The following is a 19,737-nucleotide window of genomic DNA, read 5'->3' on the forward strand; positions in this document are numbered from 1 at the left end:
TTCTGGCGAGAGGTCGGACGGAAAGGGTGAACGCGGGAGCGGCGGTGGCCTCGAATGCATAGCAGCCATCAGAACCGGAGGCCGACATGAACCCCGCAGCGAATCCGCCCGACGACGAACAATCCGCCGGCTTCGACGACGGTTCCTCGCGACCGGCGGTCGACCTCGGCGACAACATCGCCGAGCTGCCGACCGCAGTGTCCGCACAGACCAGCGATGACCCCGCTGAAGCCCCGATCCCCGACCCGGATATCCAGGACCCCAGCATCCCCAAGGCCCCGCCGGTGGACGAATCGGAAGCCGACATGCCCGATGACGGCGACAAGAGCGACTGAGCCCGCAGGGGAGTGTCCGTTCGTCCAGCCGCCAACGCAGGTGCCCCATCGCGAATGAATTCGTCTCTACTCGGGCTCCTTTAGGAGCGAGCTCTGCTCGCGAAGAGGCCTGCCGGCCATCGCGAATGAATTCGCTCCTACACGAAAGGCCAGTGCTGCGTAGGGGCGAATTTATTCGCCTGGCGAAGTAGGTTGGGCGCATAAATTCGCCCCTAGACGAAGCCTGTCTGCCGGCTAAACGCCCGGACGCGCCGATACCGCCACCAGGCTCAGCAGATAATCATCGAAGGTGGCGAATTGCGCCTCCAGCTCGACGCCTCGGCACCACTCGTCCGACAGGTCGCACAGCAGGCGCAGGCGCGCCGTGCCGTCGGGCTGCCAGTCCAGCAGTTCGGCGTCCTCGAAGTAGAAGCGCTTGCCCACCAGCGGATAGAGCGCCTTGAACAGGCTCTCCTTGAGTGAAAAGGTGAGGGTGACCTGCAAGGCCGTCTGCCCGGGGCGCAGCCGTTGCAGCTCGGCCGGCGTGAGGATTTCCCCGGCGAGGCGCTCGGAACGGGTTTCGGTGAGCAGTTGTTCGACATCCAGGCCGAGCCCGCGCCAGTCGGATTGCTGGGCTACCACTGCGGCCGCCCAACCCTTGCCATGGGTGATCGAGCCGCTGAAGCCGGCCGGCCATTGCGGCGCCCGGTCTTCCCCCAGTGCCGGCACCACGGACGGCCCGCCCAGGCCGCGCATCGCCTCGCGCGCACAGAGCCGTCCGGCGAGGAACTCTGCCTGCCGCTTGGCCACGGAGCGCTGGATGCTGGCCGGCGCTTCGATGCCGCACCGGAGAAAATCCTCCGCCATCAGCAAATCGGGTTGGAAAAGACAGGCCACCAGACGCGCGCCAGGCAAGGTCTGGGGCAACGGCCACTGGGAGTCGAACGGCGAACAACAGGCGGGATGGAAGTCTGACATGCTCGCATTCTGCCGCGCAGCGCTTCCGTCAGCCAGCCCCGGCCGCGTTTACATTTCTTTGCAAAGCGGCAACAAAGGGAAACGGTGGTCCGTCCCGGGTTTTGCCAGACTAGCGCCGCGTTTCCTTTGGAAGCGCAGGTGAGGTTGCTATCGGAATCCTGTGGGTTCCGGTTTTCTCTGCTTGAGTACGGGAGTCCCGAATGGGGCTCCCGTTTTTTATTGGTCGTTCGTTACATGCCAGCTCTTGGGCAGTCGGTGTTGCCAGGCCGGGAGTGTGTCGTGCTTGGCGGTCTTGCCTCGATGAGCCGATTCGGCGGGCTGTTCGGCTCAACGGAGAGCTGAAAGCCGTGCCCAATTGGTTCTATGACCACCTCATGGAAAAGCCCCGCCGATCACCTCGGCGGGGCTTTTTCGTTCAGGGGAACCCCATTGTCATTGGGCGAAGACGTCCTTGAAGAAGGCTTTCATGTCGGCCCAGGAGCGTTCGTCGGCTTCTTTCTGGTAGGCGATGTCCAGGCCGTGGCCTTTGTGGGCGTCGGCGTCGGGGTTGGTGAAGCCGTGCTTGGCGCCGGGGAGGCTGACGAAACGGTAGTCGGCGCCGGCGGCGTCGAGTTCGGCCTTGAAAGCGCCGATTTGCTTGGGCGGGATAAAGCTGTCGGCCTCGCCATGTTCGACAAGGATCTTGGCCTTCACGGCGCCGGGCTTGGCCGGGGTGTCGGTGGCGAGATTGCCGTGGAAGCTGACCACGCCGGCCAGCGGGACGCCCTGGCGGGCCATGTCGAGGACGACTTTGCCGCCGAAGCAATAGCCGATGGCGCCGAGGCGGGCGGGGTCGGTCTGCGGCTGGGCCTTGAGCGGGTCGAGGCCGGCGAGGAAGCGGGCCTTGGCGGCTTCGCTGCTGGCCAGGGCGGCCTGCATGAATTTCATGGCGTCGTCGGGATGCTGGGTGTTCTTGCCGTCGCCGTACATGTCAATGGCCAGGGCGCTGTAGCCGAGGGCGGCGAGGTCGCGGGCGCGGCGCTTGGCGTAGTCGTTCAGACCCCACCATTCGTGGACCACCACCACGCCGGGGCGAGGGCCTTCGATGGCGTCGTCGTAGGCGTGGTAGCCGACCAGCTTGGTGCCGTCGGCGGCCTGGTAGGGGATTTCCTGGGTCTTGATCTCCGCCTGGGCGACGGCGGCGAACAACATGAGGAGGCCGAACAGTGAACGGCGCATGGCAACTCTCCTTGTGGGCGAACGGAAAGCAGCAAGCATAGTGGGTGAGAGGCGGCAAGTGTGAGGGGTGTAGTCCGTTGGCCCCGGATTGCGTCAAGGCTTGTCCGGGCTACGGGATGGGCCGGTCGGTCTCCAGCAGAGCTGGCTCCTACGGGTTTCGTGTAGGGGTGAATTCATCGCCCGGTGGGGCAGGTGGTTGGCTCAAGCGGGTTGGGTGAAGCGGTGGTCGCTGGCGATCAGATGGCTGAGTTCGTCGAACAGGGTGTCGGCGTCTTCGTCGCGGCAGTCTTCGCCGTAGCGTTTGCGCAGGCCGTAGTGGCTGAGGGTCAGGTGGACGGCGGCATCGACGCCGTGCTGGGCCAGGCAGCCGCGGACACAATGCAGGGGGCAGCCGTCGAGGGCGAGGATAGGGCGGCCGGAGCGGGCCTTGTTCACCAGCGAGGGGACGCCGCCGCCGACCCCGGCGATGCAGGACATCTCCGCCAGGCCGGCGCGGTCCAGGCGCAGGGCCAGGGTGTTGGCGAGCTGGGCGACGTTGGAGCAGCCGGAGCAGGAGTAGACGAGGGGCAGGGCGCTGTCGGGCATCGGGATTCTCCGGGGCGGACCGTGGACCGATTGTCCGGATACGCGGCGAAGGCGGCCTTGATAACGGTCAAGTCACGGCAGCCGCATTGCCCCTCACAGCAGATGATTCTCCACCACCCACACCGCCGCTTCGGTCCGCGAGCGCATGCCGAGTTTGTTGAGCAGGCGTTTGACGTGGACCTTGACCGTGCCTTCGGTGATGTCGAGCTTGCGCGCGATCATCTTGTTGGTCTGGCCCTTGGCGATCTGCCGCAGCACGTCCTTTTCGCGCTTGGTGAGGCTGGCGGCGCTCACCGACTGGCCTTGCTTGGGTCGTTCGCGCAGCGCTTCGGCGAGAACCTTGGTCAGCTCCGGGCTGAGGGCCAGCTTGCCCTGGGCGGCGGCGCGGATCTGGTCGATGACGTCGTCCGGCTCCATGTCCTTGAGCAGGTAGCCGTCGGCGCCGTTGCGCAGGGCTTCCAGCACGTTGCCGTGTTCGTCGGAGACGGTGAACAGGATGATCCGCGCATCGACTCCGGCTTCGCGCAGGCGCTTGATGGTTTCCAGGCCGTCCATGCCGGGCATGTTGAGGTCGAGGAGGATCAGGTCGACATCCAGGGTGCTGGCCAGCTCCACGGCCTCCTGGCCACTGCCGGCCTCTCCGACCGGCAGCAGGTCGTCTTCCATGGCCAGCAGGTCGCGCAGGCCACGGCGCATCATGGGGTGGTCGTCGACCAGGAGGATGCGGGTTTTTTCGTCGTCGCTCATAGGTTCAGGCTCAGGGTGCTTACGGGCCGCGCAGCGCGAGGGGCTCGGCCGGGGCCGTGTCGGGCTCCGGGGTTACGTTGATTCGCCGGTAGCCCGGCAGGAAGGTGAGGTGGACCCGGGTGCCGCCTTCTGGGCGGCGGCCCACCTCGACCCGGCCATGCAGGCTGCCGGCGCGTTCGTGGAGAATGCTCAGGCCATAGTGGCCGCCGGGGCTTTCCAGGGTGGGAATGCCGATGCCGTCGTCGTCCACGCGGATGTGCACGATACCCTGGCGATCCTGGTAGAGGGCCAGTTGGCAATGTTTCGCCTGGGCATGCTTGATCACGTTGCTCAGGGCTTCGCGGAGAATCTGCAGGCAGTGGATTTCCTCGTTGGGGCTCAGCGGGCAGTGGCCGAGGGCGTAGTCCAGCTCGATCTCCACGCCGGAATGGCTGCCGAATTCCTTGATGGTGGCCTGCACCGCAGGGGCGAGGCCGGGGGCGTCCATCTTGATACGGAAGGTGGTGAGCAGTTCGCGCAACTGCCGGTAGGCGGCATTCAGGCCGCCCTGGATTTCGCCCAGGGTGGTTTCCAGGGCTTCGCTGGAATGCTGGTTGGCGATCTGCTTCTTCAGCCGGGTCAGTTGCAGCTTCTGGTAGGAGAGGGCCTGGGCCAGGGAGTCGTGCAACTCACGAGCGATTATTGCGCGCTCTTCCATTAGGGCCAGGCGCGCCTGCTGCTGGCCGAGACGGCTCAGGCCGAGGGAGGCGGCGAACAGGTCGGCGAGGGTCGCCAGCAACTGCTGCTGCCAATCTTCCAGGCGTTCGCCGACGGTTTGCTCGACACGCAGGCTGCCCAGCTCGGTGTTGTTGGCGCGCAGCGGGAAGCTGAGGGTCTGTGTCCCGCCCGGCGTCATGCCGGTCTGCTTCACCGGGCACTGGTCGCAATCCGGCAGGCTGCAGTATTCCGGCGGCTGCAGGTTCACCGAGGAGATCGCCGTGTGGCTGCCGAACGCCGGGTCGCTGTTCAGGCACAGGGAGACCGGGCCGGACTTGAGGGTGTTCTGCACCCCGGCGAGCAGGCTGCCGATCAGCGCGGTGGGTTCGTCGGGACAGGTGTAGAGGGCACGGGCGCTGTTGAACAGCAATTGCAGCGACTGGTTGCTGCGCTGCAGCGCGGCGGTTTTCTGGTCCACCTTGCGTTCCAGGTGCTCGTAGAGGTTGGCCAGCTCGTCGCTCATCTGGTTGAGGGTGGCGGCGAGCAGGCCGAGTTCGTTGTCGCCCTGGTAGTTGGCTTTGACGCGGAAATGGCCGCGGCCGATCTGGCGGGCGAGGGCGACCAGTTCCTTCAGCGGCGTGACCAGGTTGTTGTGGATGCCATAGACCACCACGAAGGCGATCAGCACGGTGACGAACAGGGTGCCCACCTGCAGGGCGCGGATGACTTCCAGCTTGCCTTCCGATTGCACCTGCAAGGTGCCGACGAACTGGTTCAGCTCCTGCACGAAGGTGGTCACTTCGCGGCGAAAGCCGGCACTGTCGACCGGCTGGCTGGTGAGCAATGGACGCATCTGCAATGCCCAGTGGCGCAGGGTGCGCTGGTGCAGTTCGGTGAGAGGCTGGTTGCGGTGCCGGCGCAGGGCCTGCAGCAGCACGGGCGCCTGCAGGGTGTGCTCGAACTCGCCGACGGCCTCGCTCAGCTCCAGCGGATTGCCCAGGTCGGCCAGCAGCGCCAGGCGGTAGGACTGCATGCGCAGGCTGCCGGCCTTGTTGATGGCCGCGGCATCGCCCTCGATGGCGTCAGCCATGTACAGCCCGCCGAGCATGCTCGCCAGGGTCACGCCGATGATGATGACGAAGGCCAGGGTGGTGTGCAGGACGATGGAGTGACGGCTGGCGGGCAGGGCGTCTTCGGTGCTGTTCATGGTGGCTCTCCGCGCTGTCGCCGATGACCACAGCCTCGTGCCGAACCGACGGCTTTGCAAGAGCCGGACGGATACCCCCAAAGCGCTTCGCCAGCGTGGCATGTTCTGCCGCTGCGCTGGGATGCCTTCGCAAGCCTCTGAAACTAAAGGCTTTTTCTCTTTCAAAGCGAGGTATCTCCAAGGGGGTATGGGAGATAAGTCTCTGATTTTCACGCGGAATCTTCTTTGACCCGAGTCAATTCCGCAGCGCCCCCCGACCCATAGGGTGCCGGTCAAAGGCCGTCACCGTTGCGTTCCATCCGGTGCCGGCTCCCGTACCGAGGAGGATCGCGATGAGCACAATCACCAAGTGGGAAGTGGAGGTACCGGCTTTCTGGGCCTCCACCGGCAAGTCGGTCGCCAACCGCAACCTGTGGATTTCCATCCCCAGCCTGCTCATGGCCTTCGCCATCTGGGCGATGTGGGGAATCATCACCGTGCAGATGCTCAACCTGGGCTTCCCCTTCGCCCCGGACGAGCTGTTCACCCTCACCGCCATCGCCGGCCTCACCGGTGCCACCCTGCGCATCCCGGCGTCGTTCATGATCCGCATCGCCGGCGGGCGCAACACCATCTTCCTCACCACCGCGCTGCTGATGATCCCGGCGGCCGGTGCCGGCCTGGCGCTGCAGAGCAAGGAAACCCCGCTCTGGGTGTTCCAGTTGCTGGCCTTCCTCTCCGGCATCGGCGGCGGCAACTTCGCCTGCTCGATGAGCAACATCAGCGGTTTCTTCCCGAAGAACCAGCAGGGCCTGGCGCTGGGCCTGAACGCCGGGCTGGGTAACTTCGGCGTGACCTCCATGCAGATTCTCATCCCGCTGGTGATGACCGTCGGCCTGTTCGGCGCTGCGGCCGGCGAGCCCATGGCACTGCTGAAGGACAGCGGCACCCTGATCGGCCGTATCCCGGCCGGTGCCGAGACCTACATCCAGAACGCCGGCTGGATCTGGCTGGTATTTCTGATCCCGCTGGCCTTCGCCGGCTGGTTCGGGTTGAACAACCTGCAACCGATCACCCCCAACCCCGGCCATCCGCTGGGCGCTTTCGGCAAGATCGTCGGCCTCTATGGCGTCGGCTTCCTCACCGCCGGTATCGGCCTGTACCTGTATATGCCGGCGCCGTTCGGCCTCGGCGTGCTGAACATGTGGGCCGCGCTGGCGCTGATCATCCTCGCCACCCTCGGCCTGCTGCGCCTGCTGCCGGGCAGCATCCAGCCGAACATCAAGCGCCAGTTCGCGATCTTCTCGGACAAGCACACCTGGGCGCTGAGCGTGCTGTACATCCTCACCTTCGGTTCCTTCATCGGCTTCTCCATGGCGCTGCCGCTGTCGATCACCGTGATCTTCGGCTTCGTCAACGAAGTGGGCGCCGACGGCACCGTGACCCGCGTGCTCAACCCCAATGCGCCGAGCGCGCTGACCTACGCCTGGATCGGCCCGTTCATCGGCGCCCTGATCCGTCCGGTGGGCGGCTGGATCGCCGACAAGGTGGGCGGTTCCATCGTCACCCAGGCCATCTCGGTGGTGATGGTAATCGCCTCCGTTGCCCTCGGCTATGTGCTCCAGCAGGCCTATGGCTCGGCCCAGCCGGAGCAGTACTTCTTCCCATTCCTCGGCCTGTTCCTGGTGCTGTTCGCCGCCTCCGGGATCGGCAACGGCTCCACCTTCCGCACCATCGGTGTGATCTACGACCGCGAAAAGGCCGGCCCGGTACTCGGCTGGACCTCGGCGGTGGCGGCCTACGGCAGCTTCGTCGCGCCGGTGGTGATCGGTGGCCAGATCAAGGCTGGCACTCCGGAAGTGGCGATGTACGGCTTCGCGGTGTTCTACGCGCTGTGCCTGGTCCTCAACTGGTGGTTCTACCTGCGCCGCAATGCCTATGTGCGCAACCCCTGATCCCGCCGACCGGAGAGACACCATGAAAATCATGCTCGCCTACGACAACTCGCGTAACGCCCGGTTGGCGCTGGAGAACACGCTGGACCTGTTCGGCCCGCTCAAGCCGCTGGTGATCCTGGTCGGCGTGGTGGAAGAGCCGCGCGACTCCAGCGACGCCAACCAGGAGAACTACGAGCGTGCCCGCGCCGAGTTCCAGCAGTTCCTCCGCGAGGCCGCCGTCCGCGTCGGCCATCGCGGCTACGACGCCGAGGTGGTCCTGGCCGAAGGCGACGCCCGGAAGATGCTGCTCAAGGCTGCCGAGACCAAGAAGCCCGACATGCTGGTGATCGCCCGCCACAGCCACGAGCCGGACGGCGGGCTGCTGACACGCTCGCTGAACCTGTTCGTCGATGAGCTGGATTACATGACCTTCGGCAGCGTCAGCGCCTTCCTCGCCCGGCGCGCGCCCTGTCCCGTGCTGATCCAGGCCTGCCCGTGATCCGTCCTGCGTTCGAGGAGTAGTCGAACATGAAAGTTTCTGACCTGTTCCAGTACCGGCGGCCTGAAATCAAGGCCCTGCACCTGACCTGGATCGCCTTCTACATCTGCTTCTTCGTCTGGTTCAACATGGCTCCGCTGGCCACCAGCATGCTGAAGACGGTGAACTGGTTGAAGCCCGAGGACCTGCGCCTGTTCGCCATCGCCAACGTGGCGATGACCATCCCCGCGCGCATCCTGGTGGGCATGGCCCTGGACAAGTGGGGCCCGCGCCGGGTGTTCTCGGTGCTGATGGTGGTCATGGCGCTGCCGGCGTTCGCCTTCGCCTTCGGCGACAGCCGCACCCAGTTGCTGGTGGCGCGCCTGCTGCTCAGCTCCATCGGCGCCAGCTTCGTGGTCGGCATCCACATGACCGCGCTCTGGTTCAAGCCGAAGGACATCGGCTTCGCCGAGGGCTTCTACGCCGGATGGGGCAACTTCGGTTCCGCCGCCGCCGCCATGAGCTTGCCGGCCATCGCCCTGCACATCTTCGGCGGCCCGGAAGGCTGGCGCTACGCGATCGCCACCACCGCCGCGATCATGGCGATCTACGGCGTCTACTACTGGTTCGCGATCACCGACGGCCCGGCCGGCTCGGTGCACCGCAAGCCGCGCAAGGCCAGCGCCATGGAAGTCAGCACCTGGGGCGACATGGTCAAGCTGATCCTCTTCACCATCCCCATGATCGGCATCCTCGCCGTGCTGGTGTGGCGCATCCAGGGGCTCGGCTACCTGTCCGCCGAAGGCGCGCTGGTCTGCTATGCGGTGATCGCCCTGGTGGTGGTCTACCAGATCGTGCAGATCCTGCGGGTCAACCTGCCGATCCTGAAAAAGGGCGTGCCGGAGGACGACAAGTACCCCTTCAACAGCGTCGCCGCGCTGAACACCACCTACTTCGCCAACTTCGGCGCGGAGCTGGCAGTGGTTTCCATGCTGCCGATGTTCTTCGAACAGACCTGGAGCCTGTCGCCCACCGCTGCCGGCTTCATCGCCGCGTCCTTTGCCTTCGTCAACCTGATCGCGCGGCCCATGGGCGGGCTGGTCTCCGACCGCTTTGGCAATCGCCGCTTCGTGATGCTTGCCTACATGCTCGGCATCGGCTGCGGCTTCGCCCTGATGGGCCTGATGAACCAGAGCTGGCCGCTGATCGTGGCGGTGGCCATCACCGTGGCTTGCTCGATGTTCGTGCAGGGTGCGGAGGGCGCCACCTTCGGCATCGTGCCGTCGATCAAGCGCCGCATCACCGGGCAGATCGCCGGCATGGCGGGGGCCTACGGCAACGTCGGCGCGGTCTTCTACCTGACCCTGTACACCTTCGTCACGCCCTCGCAGTTCTTTTTCATCATCGCCACCGGCGCCTTCATCAGCTTCGCCGTGTGCTTCTTCTGGCTGAAGGAGCCCGAGGGGGCGTTTTCCGAAGACTACTTCGTGTCCTCCGTGGACCGCGAACTCGAGATGAGGGCTGAACGCGTTCACTGACACAAGCACCGGACCCGACCACCGAACCTGATGAGAACCGGGCGCCGCCAGATCGGCGCCGAGAGGAGAAGAAAATGAGCCACTTGCTCGATCAACTGCGCTTCTTCAAGAGGAAGCAGGGCGAGTTCGCCGACGGCCACGGCGAGACCCGTATCGAATCCCGCGACTGGGAGAACGTCTACCGTTCGCGCTGGCAGTACGACAAGATCGTGCGCTCCACCCACGGGGTGAACTGCACCGGGTCGTGCTCCTGGAAGATCTACGTGAAGAACGGCCTGATCACCTGGGAAACCCAGCAGACCGACTACCCGCGTACCCGCAACGACCTGCCCAACCACGAGCCACGTGGCTGCCCGCGCGGCGCCAGCTACAGCTGGTACATCTACAGCGCCAACCGCTTGAAGTACCCGAAGGTGCGCAAGCCGCTGCTCAAGCTGTGGCGCGAGGCGCGCCGCACCCTGGCACCGGTGGAAGCCTGGGCCAGCATCGTCGAAGACAAGGCCAAGGCCGAGTCCTACAAGAGCAAGCGCGGCATGGGCGGCTTCATCCGCTCCAGCTGGGATGAGGTCAACGAGATCATCGCCGCCGCCAACGTCTACACCGTCAAGCAGTATGGCCCGGACCGCGTGGTCGGCTTCTCGCCGATCCCGGCGATGTCCATGGTCAGCTACGCCGCGGGTAGCCGCTACCTGTCGCTGATCGGTGGCGTGTGCCTGTCCTTCTACGACTGGTACTGCGACCTGCCGCCGGCCTCGCCGCAAGTCTGGGGCGAGCAGACCGACGTGCCGGAATCGGCCGACTGGTACAACTCCAACTACATCATCGCCTGGGGCTCCAACGTTCCGCAGACGCGGACCCCGGACGCCCACTTCTTCACCGAGGTGCGCTACAAGGGCACCAAGACCGTGGCCATCACCCCGGACTACTCCGAGGTGGCCAAGCTCACCGACCTCTGGCTCAACCCGAAGCAGGGTACCGACGCGGCGCTGGCACAGGCCTTCGCCCATGTCATCTTCAAGGAATTCCACCTGGAGAAGCCGAGCGCCTACTTCACCGACTACGCCAAGCGCTACACCGACCTGCCGGTGCTGGTGCGTCTGATCGAGAAGGACGGCGCCTTCGTCGCCGACCGCTTCCTGCGCGCCTCCGACCTCGCCGACAACCTCGGCCAGGCCAACAATCCCGAGTGGAAGACCATCGCCGTCGATGCCGCCACGGGCGAACTGGTGTCGCCGCAGGGCTCCATCGGCTACCGCTGGGGCGAGAAGGGCAAGTGGAACATCGAGGCGAAGGAGGGCGGTGAGGGCCGCGAGGTCGATCTCAAGCTGAGCCAGATCGATGGCGGCGAAGTGGCCGAGGTGGCCTTCCCGTATTTCGGCGGCATCCACCACGAACACTTCCAGCACGCCGAAGGCGAGGCCATCCAGCTGCGTCGCGTGCCGGTGCGCTCGATCACCCTGGCCGACGGCAGCAGTGCCAAGGTCGCCACCGTGTTCGACCTGATGGCCGGCAACCTGGCCATCGACCGTGGCCTGGGCGGCGCCAACGTCGCCAAGAGCTACGACGACGCCAGCGTCCCCGGCACCCCGGCCTGGCAGGAAAAGATCACCGGCGTGGCGCGCGAGAAGGCGATCCAGATCGCCCGCGAATTCGCCGACAACGCCGACAAGACCCGTGGCCGTTCCATGATCATCGTCGGTGCGGCGATGAACCACTGGTACCACATGGACATGAACTACCGCGGGCTGATCAACATGCTCATGCTCTGCGGTTGCGTCGGCCAGACCGGCGGCGGCTGGGCCCACTACGTCGGCCAGGAAAAACTGCGTCCGCAGTGCGGCTGGCTGCCCCTGGCCTTTGGCCTGGACTGGAGCCGTCCGTCGCGGCAGATGAACGGCACCAGCTTCTTCTACAACCACAGCTCGCAGTGGCGCCACGAGAAGATGAGCATCCACGAAGTGCTCTCGCCGCTGGCCGACAAATCGCAGTTCCCCGAGCACATGCTCGACTACAACATCCGCGCCGAGCGCGCCGGCTGGTTGCCGAGCGCACCGCAGTTGAACCGCAACCCGCTGCAGATCACCCGCGACGCCGCCGCTGCCGGGATGTCGCCGGTGGACTACGTGGTGAAGTCGCTGAAGGACGGTTCGCTGCGCTTTGCCTGCGAGCAGCCGGACAACCCGGATAACTTCCCGCGCAACATGTTCGTCTGGCGTTCCAACCTGCTCGGTTCCTCGGGCAAGGGCCACGAGTACATGCTCAAGTACCTGCTGGGCACCAGGAACGGCGTGATGAACGAAGACCTCGGCAAGCGCGGCGGCTTCAAGCCGAACGAAGCCGAGTGGGTGGACGAGGGCGCCATTGGCAAGCTCGATCTGGTCACCACCCTGGACTTCCGCATGTCCAGCACCTGCGTGTACTCCGACATCGTCCTGCCGACCGCCACCTGGTACGAGAAGGACGACATGAACACCTCGGACATGCACCCCTTCATCCACCCGCTGTCGGCCGCCATCGACCCGGCCTGGGAAGCGCGTTCCGACTGGGAAATCTACAAGGGCATCGCCAAGTCCTTCTCGGCCATGGCGCGCGGCCACCTGGGCGTGGAGCAGGACCTGGTCACCGTGCCGCTGCTGCATGACAGCCCCGGCGAACTGGCCCAGCCGTTCGGCGGCAGCGACTGGAAGACCGCGGGCGTCGACCCGCAGCCGGGCAAGAACTGCCCGAACATGACCGTGGTCGAGCGCGACTATCCCAACACCTACAAGAAGTTCACCTCCCTCGGCCCGCTACTGGAGAAGCTGGGCAATGGCGGCAAGGGCATCAACTGGAACACCGACGAAGAAGTGAAGTTCCTCGGCGAGCTGAACTACAAAGTGCGCGAGGAGGGCGTCAGCCAGGGTCGGCCGAAGATCGAGTCGGCCATCGACGCGGCGGAGGTCATTCTCTCCCTGGCGCCGGAAACCAACGGCCACGTGGCGGTCAAGGCCTGGGAAGCGCTGTCCGAGTTCACCGGCCGCGACCACAGCCACCTGGCGCTGCCGAAGGAGCACGAGGCGATCCGCTTCCGCGACATCCAGGCGCAGCCGCGCAAGATCATCTCCAGCCCGACCTGGTCCGGTCTGGAAGACGAGCACGTCAGCTACAACGCCGGCTACACCAACGTCCACGAATACATCCCGTGGCGCACCCTCACCGGTCGCCAGCAGTTCTTCCAGGACCACCCGTGGATGCAGGCATTCGGCGAGCAGATGATGAGCTACCGGCCGCCGATCAACACCCGCACCGTGGATTACGTGAAGGGCAAGAAGTCCAACGGCAACCCGGAGATCGTCCTCAACTGGATCACCCCGCACCAGAAGTGGGGCATCCACAGCACGTACACCGACAACCTGATCATGCTCACCCTCAGCCGGGGCGGGCCCATCGTCTGGATCTCCGAAGTCGACGCGAAGAAGGTCGGCATCGAGGACAACGACTGGATCGAGTGCTTCAACGCCAACGGCGCCCTGACCGCCCGCGCGGTGGTCAGCCAGCGGGTCAAGGAAGGCATGGTGCTGATGTACCACGCCCAGGAACGCATCGTGAACGTGCCCGGCGCGGAAAGCACCAAGACCCGCGGCGGCCACCACAACTCGGTGACCCGCGTGGTGCTCAAGCCCACCCACATGATCGGCGGCTACGCCCAGCAGGCGTATGGCTTCAACTACTACGGCACGGTCGGCTGCAACCGCGACGAGTTCGTCGTGGTGCGCAAGATGGCCAAGGTCGACTGGCTCGACGGCACCGACGTCGGTGGCCTGGGCGGCGACGCCCTGCCGCAACCCCTGCCGCAAGATATCTGAGGAGTAAGGCCATGAAGATTCGTTCACAAGTGGGCATGGTCCTGAACCTGGACAAGTGCATCGGTTGCCATACCTGCTCGATCACCTGCAAGAACGTCTGGACCAGCCGCGAAGGCATGGAATACGCCTGGTTCAACAACGTCGAGACCAAGCCCGGCATCGGTTATCCGAAGGAGTGGGAGAACCAGGAGAAGTGGAAGGGCGGCTGGGTGCGCAACCCGGATGGCTCGATCAACCCGAAGATCGGCGGCAAGTTCCGCGTGCTGGCGAACATCTTCGCCAACCCGGACCTGCCGACCATCGACGACTACTACGAGCCGTTCGACTTCGACTACCAGAACCTCCACACCGCGCCGCTCGGCCAGCACCAGCCGGTGGCCCGGCCGCGTTCGCTGATCTCCGGACAGCGCATGGAAAAGATCGAGTGGGGCCCGAACTGGGAGGAAATCCTCGGTACCGAATTCGCCAAACGTCGCAAGGACAAGAACTTCGACAAGGTCCAGGCGGACATCTACGGCGAGTACGAAAACACTTTCATGATGTACCTGCCGCGCCTGTGCGAGCACTGTCTCAACCCGGCGTGCGCGGCCTCCTGCCCGAGCGGTGCGATCTACAAACGCGAAGAGGACGGCATCGTCCTCATCGACCAGGAGAAGTGCCGCGGCTGGCGGATGTGCATCAGCGGCTGCCCGTACAAGAAGATTTACTTCAACTGGAAGAGCGGTAAGTCCGAGAAGTGCATCTTCTGCTTCCCGCGCATCGAGGCCGGCATGCCGACCGTCTGCGCCGAGACCTGCGTGGGCCGCATCCGCTACCTCGGCGTGCTGCTCTACGATGCCGACCGCATCCATGAAGTGGCGAGCACCGCCAGCGAGCAGGACCTTTACGAGAAGCAGTTGGAAATCTTCCTCGACCCGCACGATCCGAAGGTCATCGCCCAGGCCCTGGCCGACGGCGTGCCGCAGTCGGTGATCGACGCCGCGCAGAAGTCGCCGGTGTACAAGATGGCGGTGGACTGGAAGCTGGCCCTGCCGCTGCACCCGGAATACCGCACCCTGCCGATGGTCTGGTACGTGCCGCCGCTGTCGCCGATCCAGAACGCCGCAGCGTCCGGCCAGGTGGCCATGAACGGCGTGCTGCCGGACGTGGACAGCCTGCGTATCCCGCTGCGTTACCTGGCCAACCTGCTCACCGCAGGCGACGAGAAGCCGGTCAAGCGTGCCCTCAAGCGCATGCTGGCGATGCGTGCCTACAAGCGCGCCGAGCAGGTGGAAGGACGCCAGGACCTCGCGGTGCTGGACGAGGTCGGCCTGAGTGTCGCCGAGGTGGAGGACATGTACCGCTATCTCGCCATCGCCAACTACGAAGACCGCTACGTGATCCCTTCCGCCCACCGCGAAGAGGCCATGAGCGACGCCTTCGCCGAGCGCTCCGGCTGCGGCTTCAGCTTCGGCAGCGGCTGCTCCGGCGCCTCGGACACCAACATGTTCGGCGCGAAGAAGGCCAACCGCCGCGACATCATCAAGACCGTCCAGTTGTGGGAGGACTGAGCATGCGCATCCTGAAAGTCATCTCCCTGCTGCTGGACTACCCCGGCGAGCTGCTGCGCGACAACCGCGACGAGCTGGCCGGCGTCATCACCGTGGCCCGCGAGATCAGCCCGACCCAGCGCACTGCGCTGGTCGGTCTGCTCGACGAGCTGGCCGACGGCGACCTGATGGACGTGCAGGAGCGCTACAGCGAGCTGTTCGACAAGGGCCGCGCGCTGTCCCTGCTGCTGTTCGAGCACGTGCACGGCGAGTCCCGCGACCGTGGCCAGGCCATGGTCGACCTGATGGCGCAGTACACCGAAGCCGGTTTCGCCATCGATGTGCGCGAGCTGCCGGACTACATCCCGCTGTACCTGGAATACCTGGCGACCCGCGACGACCTCGTGGCCCGCGAGGGTCTGGCCGACGTGGCGCATCTGCTGGCCTTGCTGGCGGCGCGCCTGGAGGAGCGCGAAAGCCCCTACGCCGCGTGCTTCCGCGCGCTGCTGCAGATCGCCGGCCAGCCGCTGGAGGAAACCCTGGCCGAACTGCGCGAGCAGGTCGCCGGGGAAACCCGCGACGACTCCCTGGAGGCCCTCGACAAGGTCTGGGAAGAAGAGCAGGTGAACTTCCTCCAGGCCAGCCAGCAGGAGCGCTGCAGCTCCATGGCCATGGGGCCGGGCAAGGCCCGCGAGGAAAGCGCGGTGCCGCTGCACTGGGTGGATTTCAAGCATGACGGGCAGGCCGCCGCGCTGGCCCAGGAGGTGCGTAATGTCTAAGTTGAATTTCCTGCTGTTCGGGGTCTATCCCTACATCGCCCTGGCCATCTGCCTGATCGGTAGCTGGGCGCGCTTCGACCTGTCCCAGTACAGTTGGAAGGCCGGCTCCAGCCAGATCTTCAACCGCACGGCGGCCGAGCAGCGCTATATGCGCATCGCCAGCAATCTGTTCCACGTCGGCGTGCTGTTCATCCTCGCCGGCCACTTCGTCGGCCTGCTGACCCCCGAGGCGCTGTACCACTCGGTGATCAGCACCGCCAACAAGCAACTGCTGGCGATGGTTTCCGGCGGCTTCTTCGGCACTCTCTGCCTGATCGGGCTGCTGATGCTGATCAAGCGCCGTCTCGGCGATGCGCGGGTGCGGGCCAACTCCAACCCCAGCGACATCCTGATCCTGTTCGTCCTGCTGGCGCAGCTGGTGCTCGGCCTGCTGACCATCGTCGCCTCCACCGGCCATCTCGACGGTTCGGTGATGGTGATGCTGGCCAACTGGGCGCAGTCCACCGTGACCCTCGATCCGGTGGCCGCCGCCGCCGCCATCGCGCCGGTCAGCCTGGTCTACAAGCTCCACGTGTTCCTCGGCCTGACCCTGTTCGTGCTGTTCCCCTTCACTCGCCTGGTGCACATCGTCAGCGCACCGGTGTGGTACCTGGGCCGGCGCTATCAGATCGTCCGCCAGAAGGGCTCCCGCCCGGTGGCGCCGCGTCCGGTCATGGCGCGTCGCGACGAGCGCGTGGAAAGTGCCGAACCGGGCTACGCCCCGGCCCCGACCCTGGTACGGGACAGCATCAACTGAGTCACGAAGGGGTGGATGAGGCGTTTCTGATCCGCCCCGCTCGATCACTTCAACGAAGAGGAATGCAGTCATGGCATGTGGATGTGGTGGTGGTAACGGCGGGCAGGGCGGCTGCGGCGGGCAGAAGCCCGTGACCGAAGCGGCCGAGGCCCCGGCGGTGCAGGAAGTGGTGCCGGAGCCGGCCCAGGAAGAACAAGCGCAGGAAACCGAGCCGGGCTCGGAGCAGTAACGGCGAAACAGGTGAAGCGGCAATGCCCTTCACCTGGCCAAGAATTCACAGGTGAGAGGTAAAGGTCATGGCATGCGGATGTGGTGGCGCGAATGCGGGGCAGGGGGGCTGTGGCGGGCATCAGCCTGCGGTCGAGGTCCCGGCTCAGACGCCGGTGGTGCGCGAAGTGCTGCTCGAGCCGGCGGTCGAAGCCGCGCCCGCCGCGGGGCCGGAACTGATCGCCAGCAGCGAGCAGGAATGGCCGCGGGTACGGGTGAACGGCGTGGCCATCGCGCCGGAAGCCATCGCCCAGGAGCTGCAATACCACCCGGCCGACAGCCGCGACGAGGCGGTCTATCTGGCGACCCAGGCGCTGGTGGTGCGCGAGCTGCTGCAACAGCGCATCGGCGAGCTGGGCCTGTTGGTGCGGCCCGAGGCCGGGGAAAGCGAGGAAGAGGCGGCCACCCGCTGCCTGATCGAACAGGAGGTGCAATTGCCGCTGGCCGATGACGTCGCCTGCCGGCAGTTCTACTACAGCAACAGCCAGCGTTTCCGCAGCGCGCCGTTGGTGGCCGCGCGGCACATCCTGCTGGCTTGCCCGGCGGACGATGCCGACGCCCGTGGCGAGACCCGCGAGCTGGCACTCGGTCTGCTCGAGGCGTTGTTGCAAGCACCGCAGCGCTTCGCCGAACTCGCCCGGCAGCACTCGGCCTGTCCGTCGAAGGAGCAGGGCGGGGCGCTGGGGCAGATCAGCAAGGGCCAGACCGTGCCCGAGTTCGAACGCCAGTTGTTCCGCCTGCCTGCCGGTCTCTGCCCGCAGCCGCTGGAAAGCCGCTACGGCTTCCACCTGGTGACGGTGGACCAGCGCATCGACGGCGAGCAACTGCCCTACGAGGCGGTCGCCACAGCGATCCGCAACGAACTGAACCAGCGCGTCTGGCAGATCGGCGTCGCCCAGTACATCAAGGGATTGATCGGTGCGGCCGATATCGAAGGTATCCATTTGCAGGGTGCGGATTCGCCGCTCCTGCAATAAAAAGCAGCTTGCCGCTCATAACCAGGCGAGACATTTCCATGGCCTCACTACTCGATGCCCACAACCGCCAGATTGATTACCTGCGCCTGTCGGTGACCGACCGCTGCGATTTCCGCTGTGTCTATTGCATGGCCGAAGACATGACCTTCCTGCCGCGCCAGCAGGTGCTGGCGCTGGAGGAGCTGGAGCGGGTGGCGAGAATCTTCGTCGGCCTGGGCGTGAAGAAAATCCGCCTCACCGGCGGCGAGCCGCTGGTGCGCAAGGGCATCGTCGGCCTCTGCGAACGCATCGCCGCCTTGCCCGGCCTGCGCGAACTGGTGATGACCAGCAACGGCTCGCAGCTCGGCAAGCTGGCCCGGCCGCTGGCCAAGGCCGGCCTCAAGCGCCTCAACATCAGCCTGGACAGCCTCGACCCGGAGCGCTTCCGTGCCATCACCCGCACCGGCGACCTGCGCCAGGTGCTGGCCGGCATCGACGCGGCGCGGGAAGCCGGCTTCGAGCGGATCAAGCTCAACTGCGTGGTGATGAAGGGCCGCAACGCCGACGAGGTGCCGGCCCTGGTGGACTACGCCGTGGCCAATGGCCTGGACATCAGCTTCATCGAAGAAATGCCCCTGGGCGCGGTCGGCCGCGACCGCGGCGAGAGCTTCTGCTCCAGCGACGAAGTGCGCGCCCTGATCGCCGAGCGCCACGCGCTGATCGACAGCGCCGAACAGAGTGGCGGTCCGGCCCGCTACGTGCGCCTGCTGGAACACCCGCAGACCCGCGTCGGTTTCATCTCACCGCACTCGCACAACTTCTGCGCCACCTGCAACCGCTTGCGTCTGACCGTGGAAGGCCGGCTGCTGCTGTGTCTTGGCCATGAGAACTCCATCGACCTGCGTGGCCTGCTGCGCCGCCATCCCACCAGCGACATACCGATCATCGACGCCATCCATGGCGCCTTGCAGCGCAAGCCGCTGCGACACGAATTTTCCTCCGCGGGCGAAGTGCAGGTGCTGCGCTTCATGAATGCCAGCGGCGGATAACCGGGCGGTTCTCCCTGACGTTTGGCCGCCGTGAGGCGGCTTTTTTTCGGGCGATCCAAGGGGCGGTGAGAACGGTAACCCGGTAGGGTCGAATTCATTCGACCAGGCGAGGCCACGCCATGGGCACCGTTGGTCGCATCGAGTCATCGGAGCGTGCAGGCGCCGTCTTGCTGGGCTGAGTCTTTTCTAGACTGAAACGTATCCACCCCGAGGAGGAAACGCCCGTGGCCATTCACCTCGATCACCTCATGGTGCCGGCTCATGACAAGCGGGCGTCGGCAAAGTTATTGGCCGGGCTGCTCGGGGTTCCTTGGTCGGAAACCGGCGTAGGCCCCTTCGTGCCCGTCTACCTGAACGACGGCCTGACCCTCGACTTCGACGAATGGAGCGGATTTTTCCCCCGGCTGCATTTCTGCTTCCGCGTCACCGAAGACGATTTCGACGCCATCCTCGCCCGCATCCACGCCATGGGTATCGACTACCGCAGCCACGTCCACGGCCCGGTCGACCGGCAGATCGACACCGAACACGGCGGTCGCATCGTCTACTGGAACGAGCCGGACGGGCATCATTGGGAACTGCTCACCGTCAGCTACGCACGCCAACCTGACGACACCTCGATGTCGTAGAGCGGATTTATCCACGAAGCGGCCTGTCGGCTATCGCGAATGAATTCGCTCCCACAGGAAGGTCCGATGCTTGTGTAGGAGCGAGCTTGCTCACGAATGGGTCTGCGTAGAAGCTTCGCCAGCAGAGCTGGCTCCTACGAAAAGCGGGTTGGTGTGGCCCGCACCTGTAGGAGCGGATTTATCCGCGAAGCGGCCTGTCGGCTATCGCGA

The 19,737-nt window shown here is 65.5% G+C and carries 17 protein-coding genes; 12 read left to right on the plus strand and 5 right to left on the minus strand.

What is annotated here, in order from left to right:
* Positions 1–86: 86 nt before the first annotated feature.
* Positions 87–335: a hypothetical protein gene (locus BZL41_RS17940; RefSeq protein ID WP_095600566.1), complete on the plus strand. Its 249-nt coding sequence runs from the start codon at positions 87–89 to the stop codon at positions 333–335.
* A 234-nt stretch (positions 336–569) separates the two neighbouring features.
* Here BZL41_RS17940 and BZL41_RS17945 read toward each other — a convergent pair whose 3' ends face one another.
* The 5 genes from BZL41_RS17945 to BZL41_RS17965 all read right to left on the minus strand — a co-directional run bounded on the left by BZL41_RS17945 (position 570) and on the right by BZL41_RS17965 (position 5,745).
* The gene (locus BZL41_RS17945) at positions 570–1,292 is read right to left on the minus strand and encodes a 4'-phosphopantetheinyl transferase (RefSeq protein ID WP_095600567.1); all 723 of its coding nucleotides are present in this window, start codon (positions 1,290–1,292) and stop codon (positions 570–572) included.
* Positions 1,293–1,724: 432 nt separating this feature from the next.
* On the minus strand, positions 1,725–2,510 hold the full coding sequence (locus tag BZL41_RS17950) for a dienelactone hydrolase family protein (protein ID WP_095600568.1): 786 nt from the start codon (positions 2,508–2,510) through the stop codon (positions 1,725–1,727).
* A gap of 201 nt (positions 2,511–2,711) precedes the next feature.
* The gene (locus BZL41_RS17955; RefSeq protein ID WP_095600569.1) at positions 2,712–3,095 is read right to left on the minus strand and encodes a putative zinc-binding protein; all 384 of its coding nucleotides are present in this window, start codon (positions 3,093–3,095) and stop codon (positions 2,712–2,714) included.
* A gap of 93 nt (positions 3,096–3,188) precedes the next feature.
* Positions 3,189–3,842, minus strand: a complete 654-nt coding sequence (gene narL, locus BZL41_RS17960; protein ID WP_095600570.1) for a two-component system response regulator NarL — start codon at positions 3,840–3,842, stop codon at positions 3,189–3,191.
* Positions 3,843–3,861: 19 nt separating this feature from the next.
* Positions 3,862–5,745 (minus strand): histidine kinase, encoded by a 1,884-nt coding sequence (locus BZL41_RS17965; RefSeq protein ID WP_256578192.1) that lies wholly within the window; start codon positions 5,743–5,745, stop codon positions 3,862–3,864.
* A 332-nt stretch (positions 5,746–6,077) separates the two neighbouring features.
* On the opposite strand from BZL41_RS17965, the gene BZL41_RS17970 reads away from it, so the two are divergent.
* The 11 genes from BZL41_RS17970 (at position 6,078) to BZL41_RS18015 (ending at position 19,527) form a co-directional block, all read left to right on the plus strand.
* Positions 6,078–7,679, plus strand: coding sequence for an antiporter (locus BZL41_RS17970; RefSeq protein ID WP_095600571.1), 1,602 nt, complete (start codon positions 6,078–6,080; stop codon positions 7,677–7,679).
* A gap of 22 nt (positions 7,680–7,701) precedes the next feature.
* Positions 7,702–8,160 carry a universal stress protein gene (locus BZL41_RS17975; protein WP_095600572.1) on the plus strand — a complete coding sequence of 153 codons (459 nt, stop codon included), beginning with the start codon at positions 7,702–7,704 and terminating at the stop codon, positions 8,158–8,160.
* A 29-nt stretch (positions 8,161–8,189) separates the two neighbouring features.
* Positions 8,190–9,677 carry an MFS transporter gene (locus BZL41_RS17980; RefSeq protein ID WP_095600573.1) on the plus strand — a complete coding sequence of 496 codons (1,488 nt, stop codon included), beginning with the start codon at positions 8,190–8,192 and terminating at the stop codon, positions 9,675–9,677.
* Between the two features lie 74 nt (positions 9,678–9,751).
* On the plus strand, positions 9,752–13,522 hold the full coding sequence (locus tag BZL41_RS17985) for a nitrate reductase subunit alpha (RefSeq protein ID WP_095600574.1): 3,771 nt from the start codon (positions 9,752–9,754) through the stop codon (positions 13,520–13,522).
* A gap of 11 nt (positions 13,523–13,533) precedes the next feature.
* Complete coding sequence (narH, locus tag BZL41_RS17990) at positions 13,534–15,072, plus strand: nitrate reductase subunit beta (RefSeq protein ID WP_095600575.1); 1,539 nt, start codon at positions 13,534–13,536, stop codon at positions 15,070–15,072.
* 2 nt (positions 15,073–15,074) lie between these two features.
* Positions 15,075–15,830, plus strand: a complete 756-nt coding sequence (gene narJ, locus BZL41_RS17995) for a nitrate reductase molybdenum cofactor assembly chaperone (RefSeq protein ID WP_095600576.1) — start codon at positions 15,075–15,077, stop codon at positions 15,828–15,830.
* Positions 15,823–16,626: a respiratory nitrate reductase subunit gamma gene (gene narI, locus BZL41_RS18000; RefSeq protein ID WP_095600577.1), complete on the plus strand. Its 804-nt coding sequence runs from the start codon at positions 15,823–15,825 to the stop codon at positions 16,624–16,626. The genes narJ and narI overlap by 8 nt, the downstream gene beginning before the upstream one ends.
* A 70-nt stretch (positions 16,627–16,696) precedes the next feature.
* A complete protein-coding gene (locus BZL41_RS28610; protein ID WP_168191030.1) occupies positions 16,697–16,855 on the plus strand; it encodes a hypothetical protein in 159 nt (52 codons plus the stop codon).
* Between the two features lie 67 nt (positions 16,856–16,922).
* Positions 16,923–17,870, plus strand: a complete 948-nt coding sequence (locus BZL41_RS18005) for a peptidylprolyl isomerase (protein ID WP_095600578.1) — start codon at positions 16,923–16,925, stop codon at positions 17,868–17,870.
* A 38-nt stretch (positions 17,871–17,908) separates the two neighbouring features.
* Positions 17,909–18,898, plus strand: a complete 990-nt coding sequence (moaA, locus tag BZL41_RS18010) for a GTP 3',8-cyclase MoaA (RefSeq protein WP_095600579.1) — start codon at positions 17,909–17,911, stop codon at positions 18,896–18,898.
* A 224-nt stretch (positions 18,899–19,122) separates the two neighbouring features.
* Positions 19,123–19,527, plus strand: coding sequence for a VOC family protein (locus tag BZL41_RS18015; protein WP_095600580.1), 405 nt, complete (start codon positions 19,123–19,125; stop codon positions 19,525–19,527).
* The last annotated feature ends 210 nt before the right edge of the window (positions 19,528–19,737 follow it).

This window comes from Pseudomonas sp. PIC25 (assembly GCF_002286785.1).
In the GTDB taxonomy this organism is placed as follows: Bacteria; Pseudomonadota; Gammaproteobacteria; order Pseudomonadales; family Pseudomonadaceae; genus Pseudomonas_M.

Bases quoted from the DNA above. Each gene is read 5' to 3' on its own strand.
- BZL41_RS17940 (WP_095600566.1), top strand. From the start codon at position 87: ATGAACCCCGCAGCGAATCCGCCCGACGACGAACAATCCGCCGGCTTC.
- BZL41_RS17945 (WP_095600567.1), bottom strand. From the start codon at position 1,292: ATGTCAGACTTCCATCCCGCCTGTTGTTCGCCGTTCGACTCCCAGTGG.
- BZL41_RS17950 (WP_095600568.1), bottom strand. From the start codon at position 2,510: ATGCGCCGTTCACTGTTCGGCCTCCTCATGTTGTTCGCCGCCGTCGCC.
- BZL41_RS17955 (WP_095600569.1), bottom strand. From the start codon at position 3,095: ATGCCCGACAGCGCCCTGCCCCTCGTCTACTCCTGCTCCGGCTGCTCC.
- narL (WP_095600570.1), bottom strand. From the start codon at position 3,842: ATGAGCGACGACGAAAAAACCCGCATCCTCCTGGTCGACGACCACCCC.
- BZL41_RS17965 (WP_256578192.1), bottom strand. From the start codon at position 5,745: ATGAACAGCACCGAAGACGCCCTGCCCGCCAGCCGTCACTCCATCGTC.
- BZL41_RS17970 (WP_095600571.1), top strand. From the start codon at position 6,078: ATGAGCACAATCACCAAGTGGGAAGTGGAGGTACCGGCTTTCTGGGCC.
- BZL41_RS17975 (WP_095600572.1), top strand. From the start codon at position 7,702: ATGAAAATCATGCTCGCCTACGACAACTCGCGTAACGCCCGGTTGGCG.
- BZL41_RS17980 (WP_095600573.1), top strand. From the start codon at position 8,190: ATGAAAGTTTCTGACCTGTTCCAGTACCGGCGGCCTGAAATCAAGGCC.
- BZL41_RS17985 (WP_095600574.1), top strand. From the start codon at position 9,752: ATGAGCCACTTGCTCGATCAACTGCGCTTCTTCAAGAGGAAGCAGGGC.
- narH (WP_095600575.1), top strand. From the start codon at position 13,534: ATGAAGATTCGTTCACAAGTGGGCATGGTCCTGAACCTGGACAAGTGC.
- narJ (WP_095600576.1), top strand. From the start codon at position 15,075: ATGCGCATCCTGAAAGTCATCTCCCTGCTGCTGGACTACCCCGGCGAG.
- narI (WP_095600577.1), top strand. From the start codon at position 15,823: ATGTCTAAGTTGAATTTCCTGCTGTTCGGGGTCTATCCCTACATCGCC.
- BZL41_RS28610 (WP_168191030.1), top strand. From the start codon at position 16,697: ATGGCATGTGGATGTGGTGGTGGTAACGGCGGGCAGGGCGGCTGCGGC.
- BZL41_RS18005 (WP_095600578.1), top strand. From the start codon at position 16,923: ATGGCATGCGGATGTGGTGGCGCGAATGCGGGGCAGGGGGGCTGTGGC.
- moaA (WP_095600579.1), top strand. From the start codon at position 17,909: ATGGCCTCACTACTCGATGCCCACAACCGCCAGATTGATTACCTGCGC.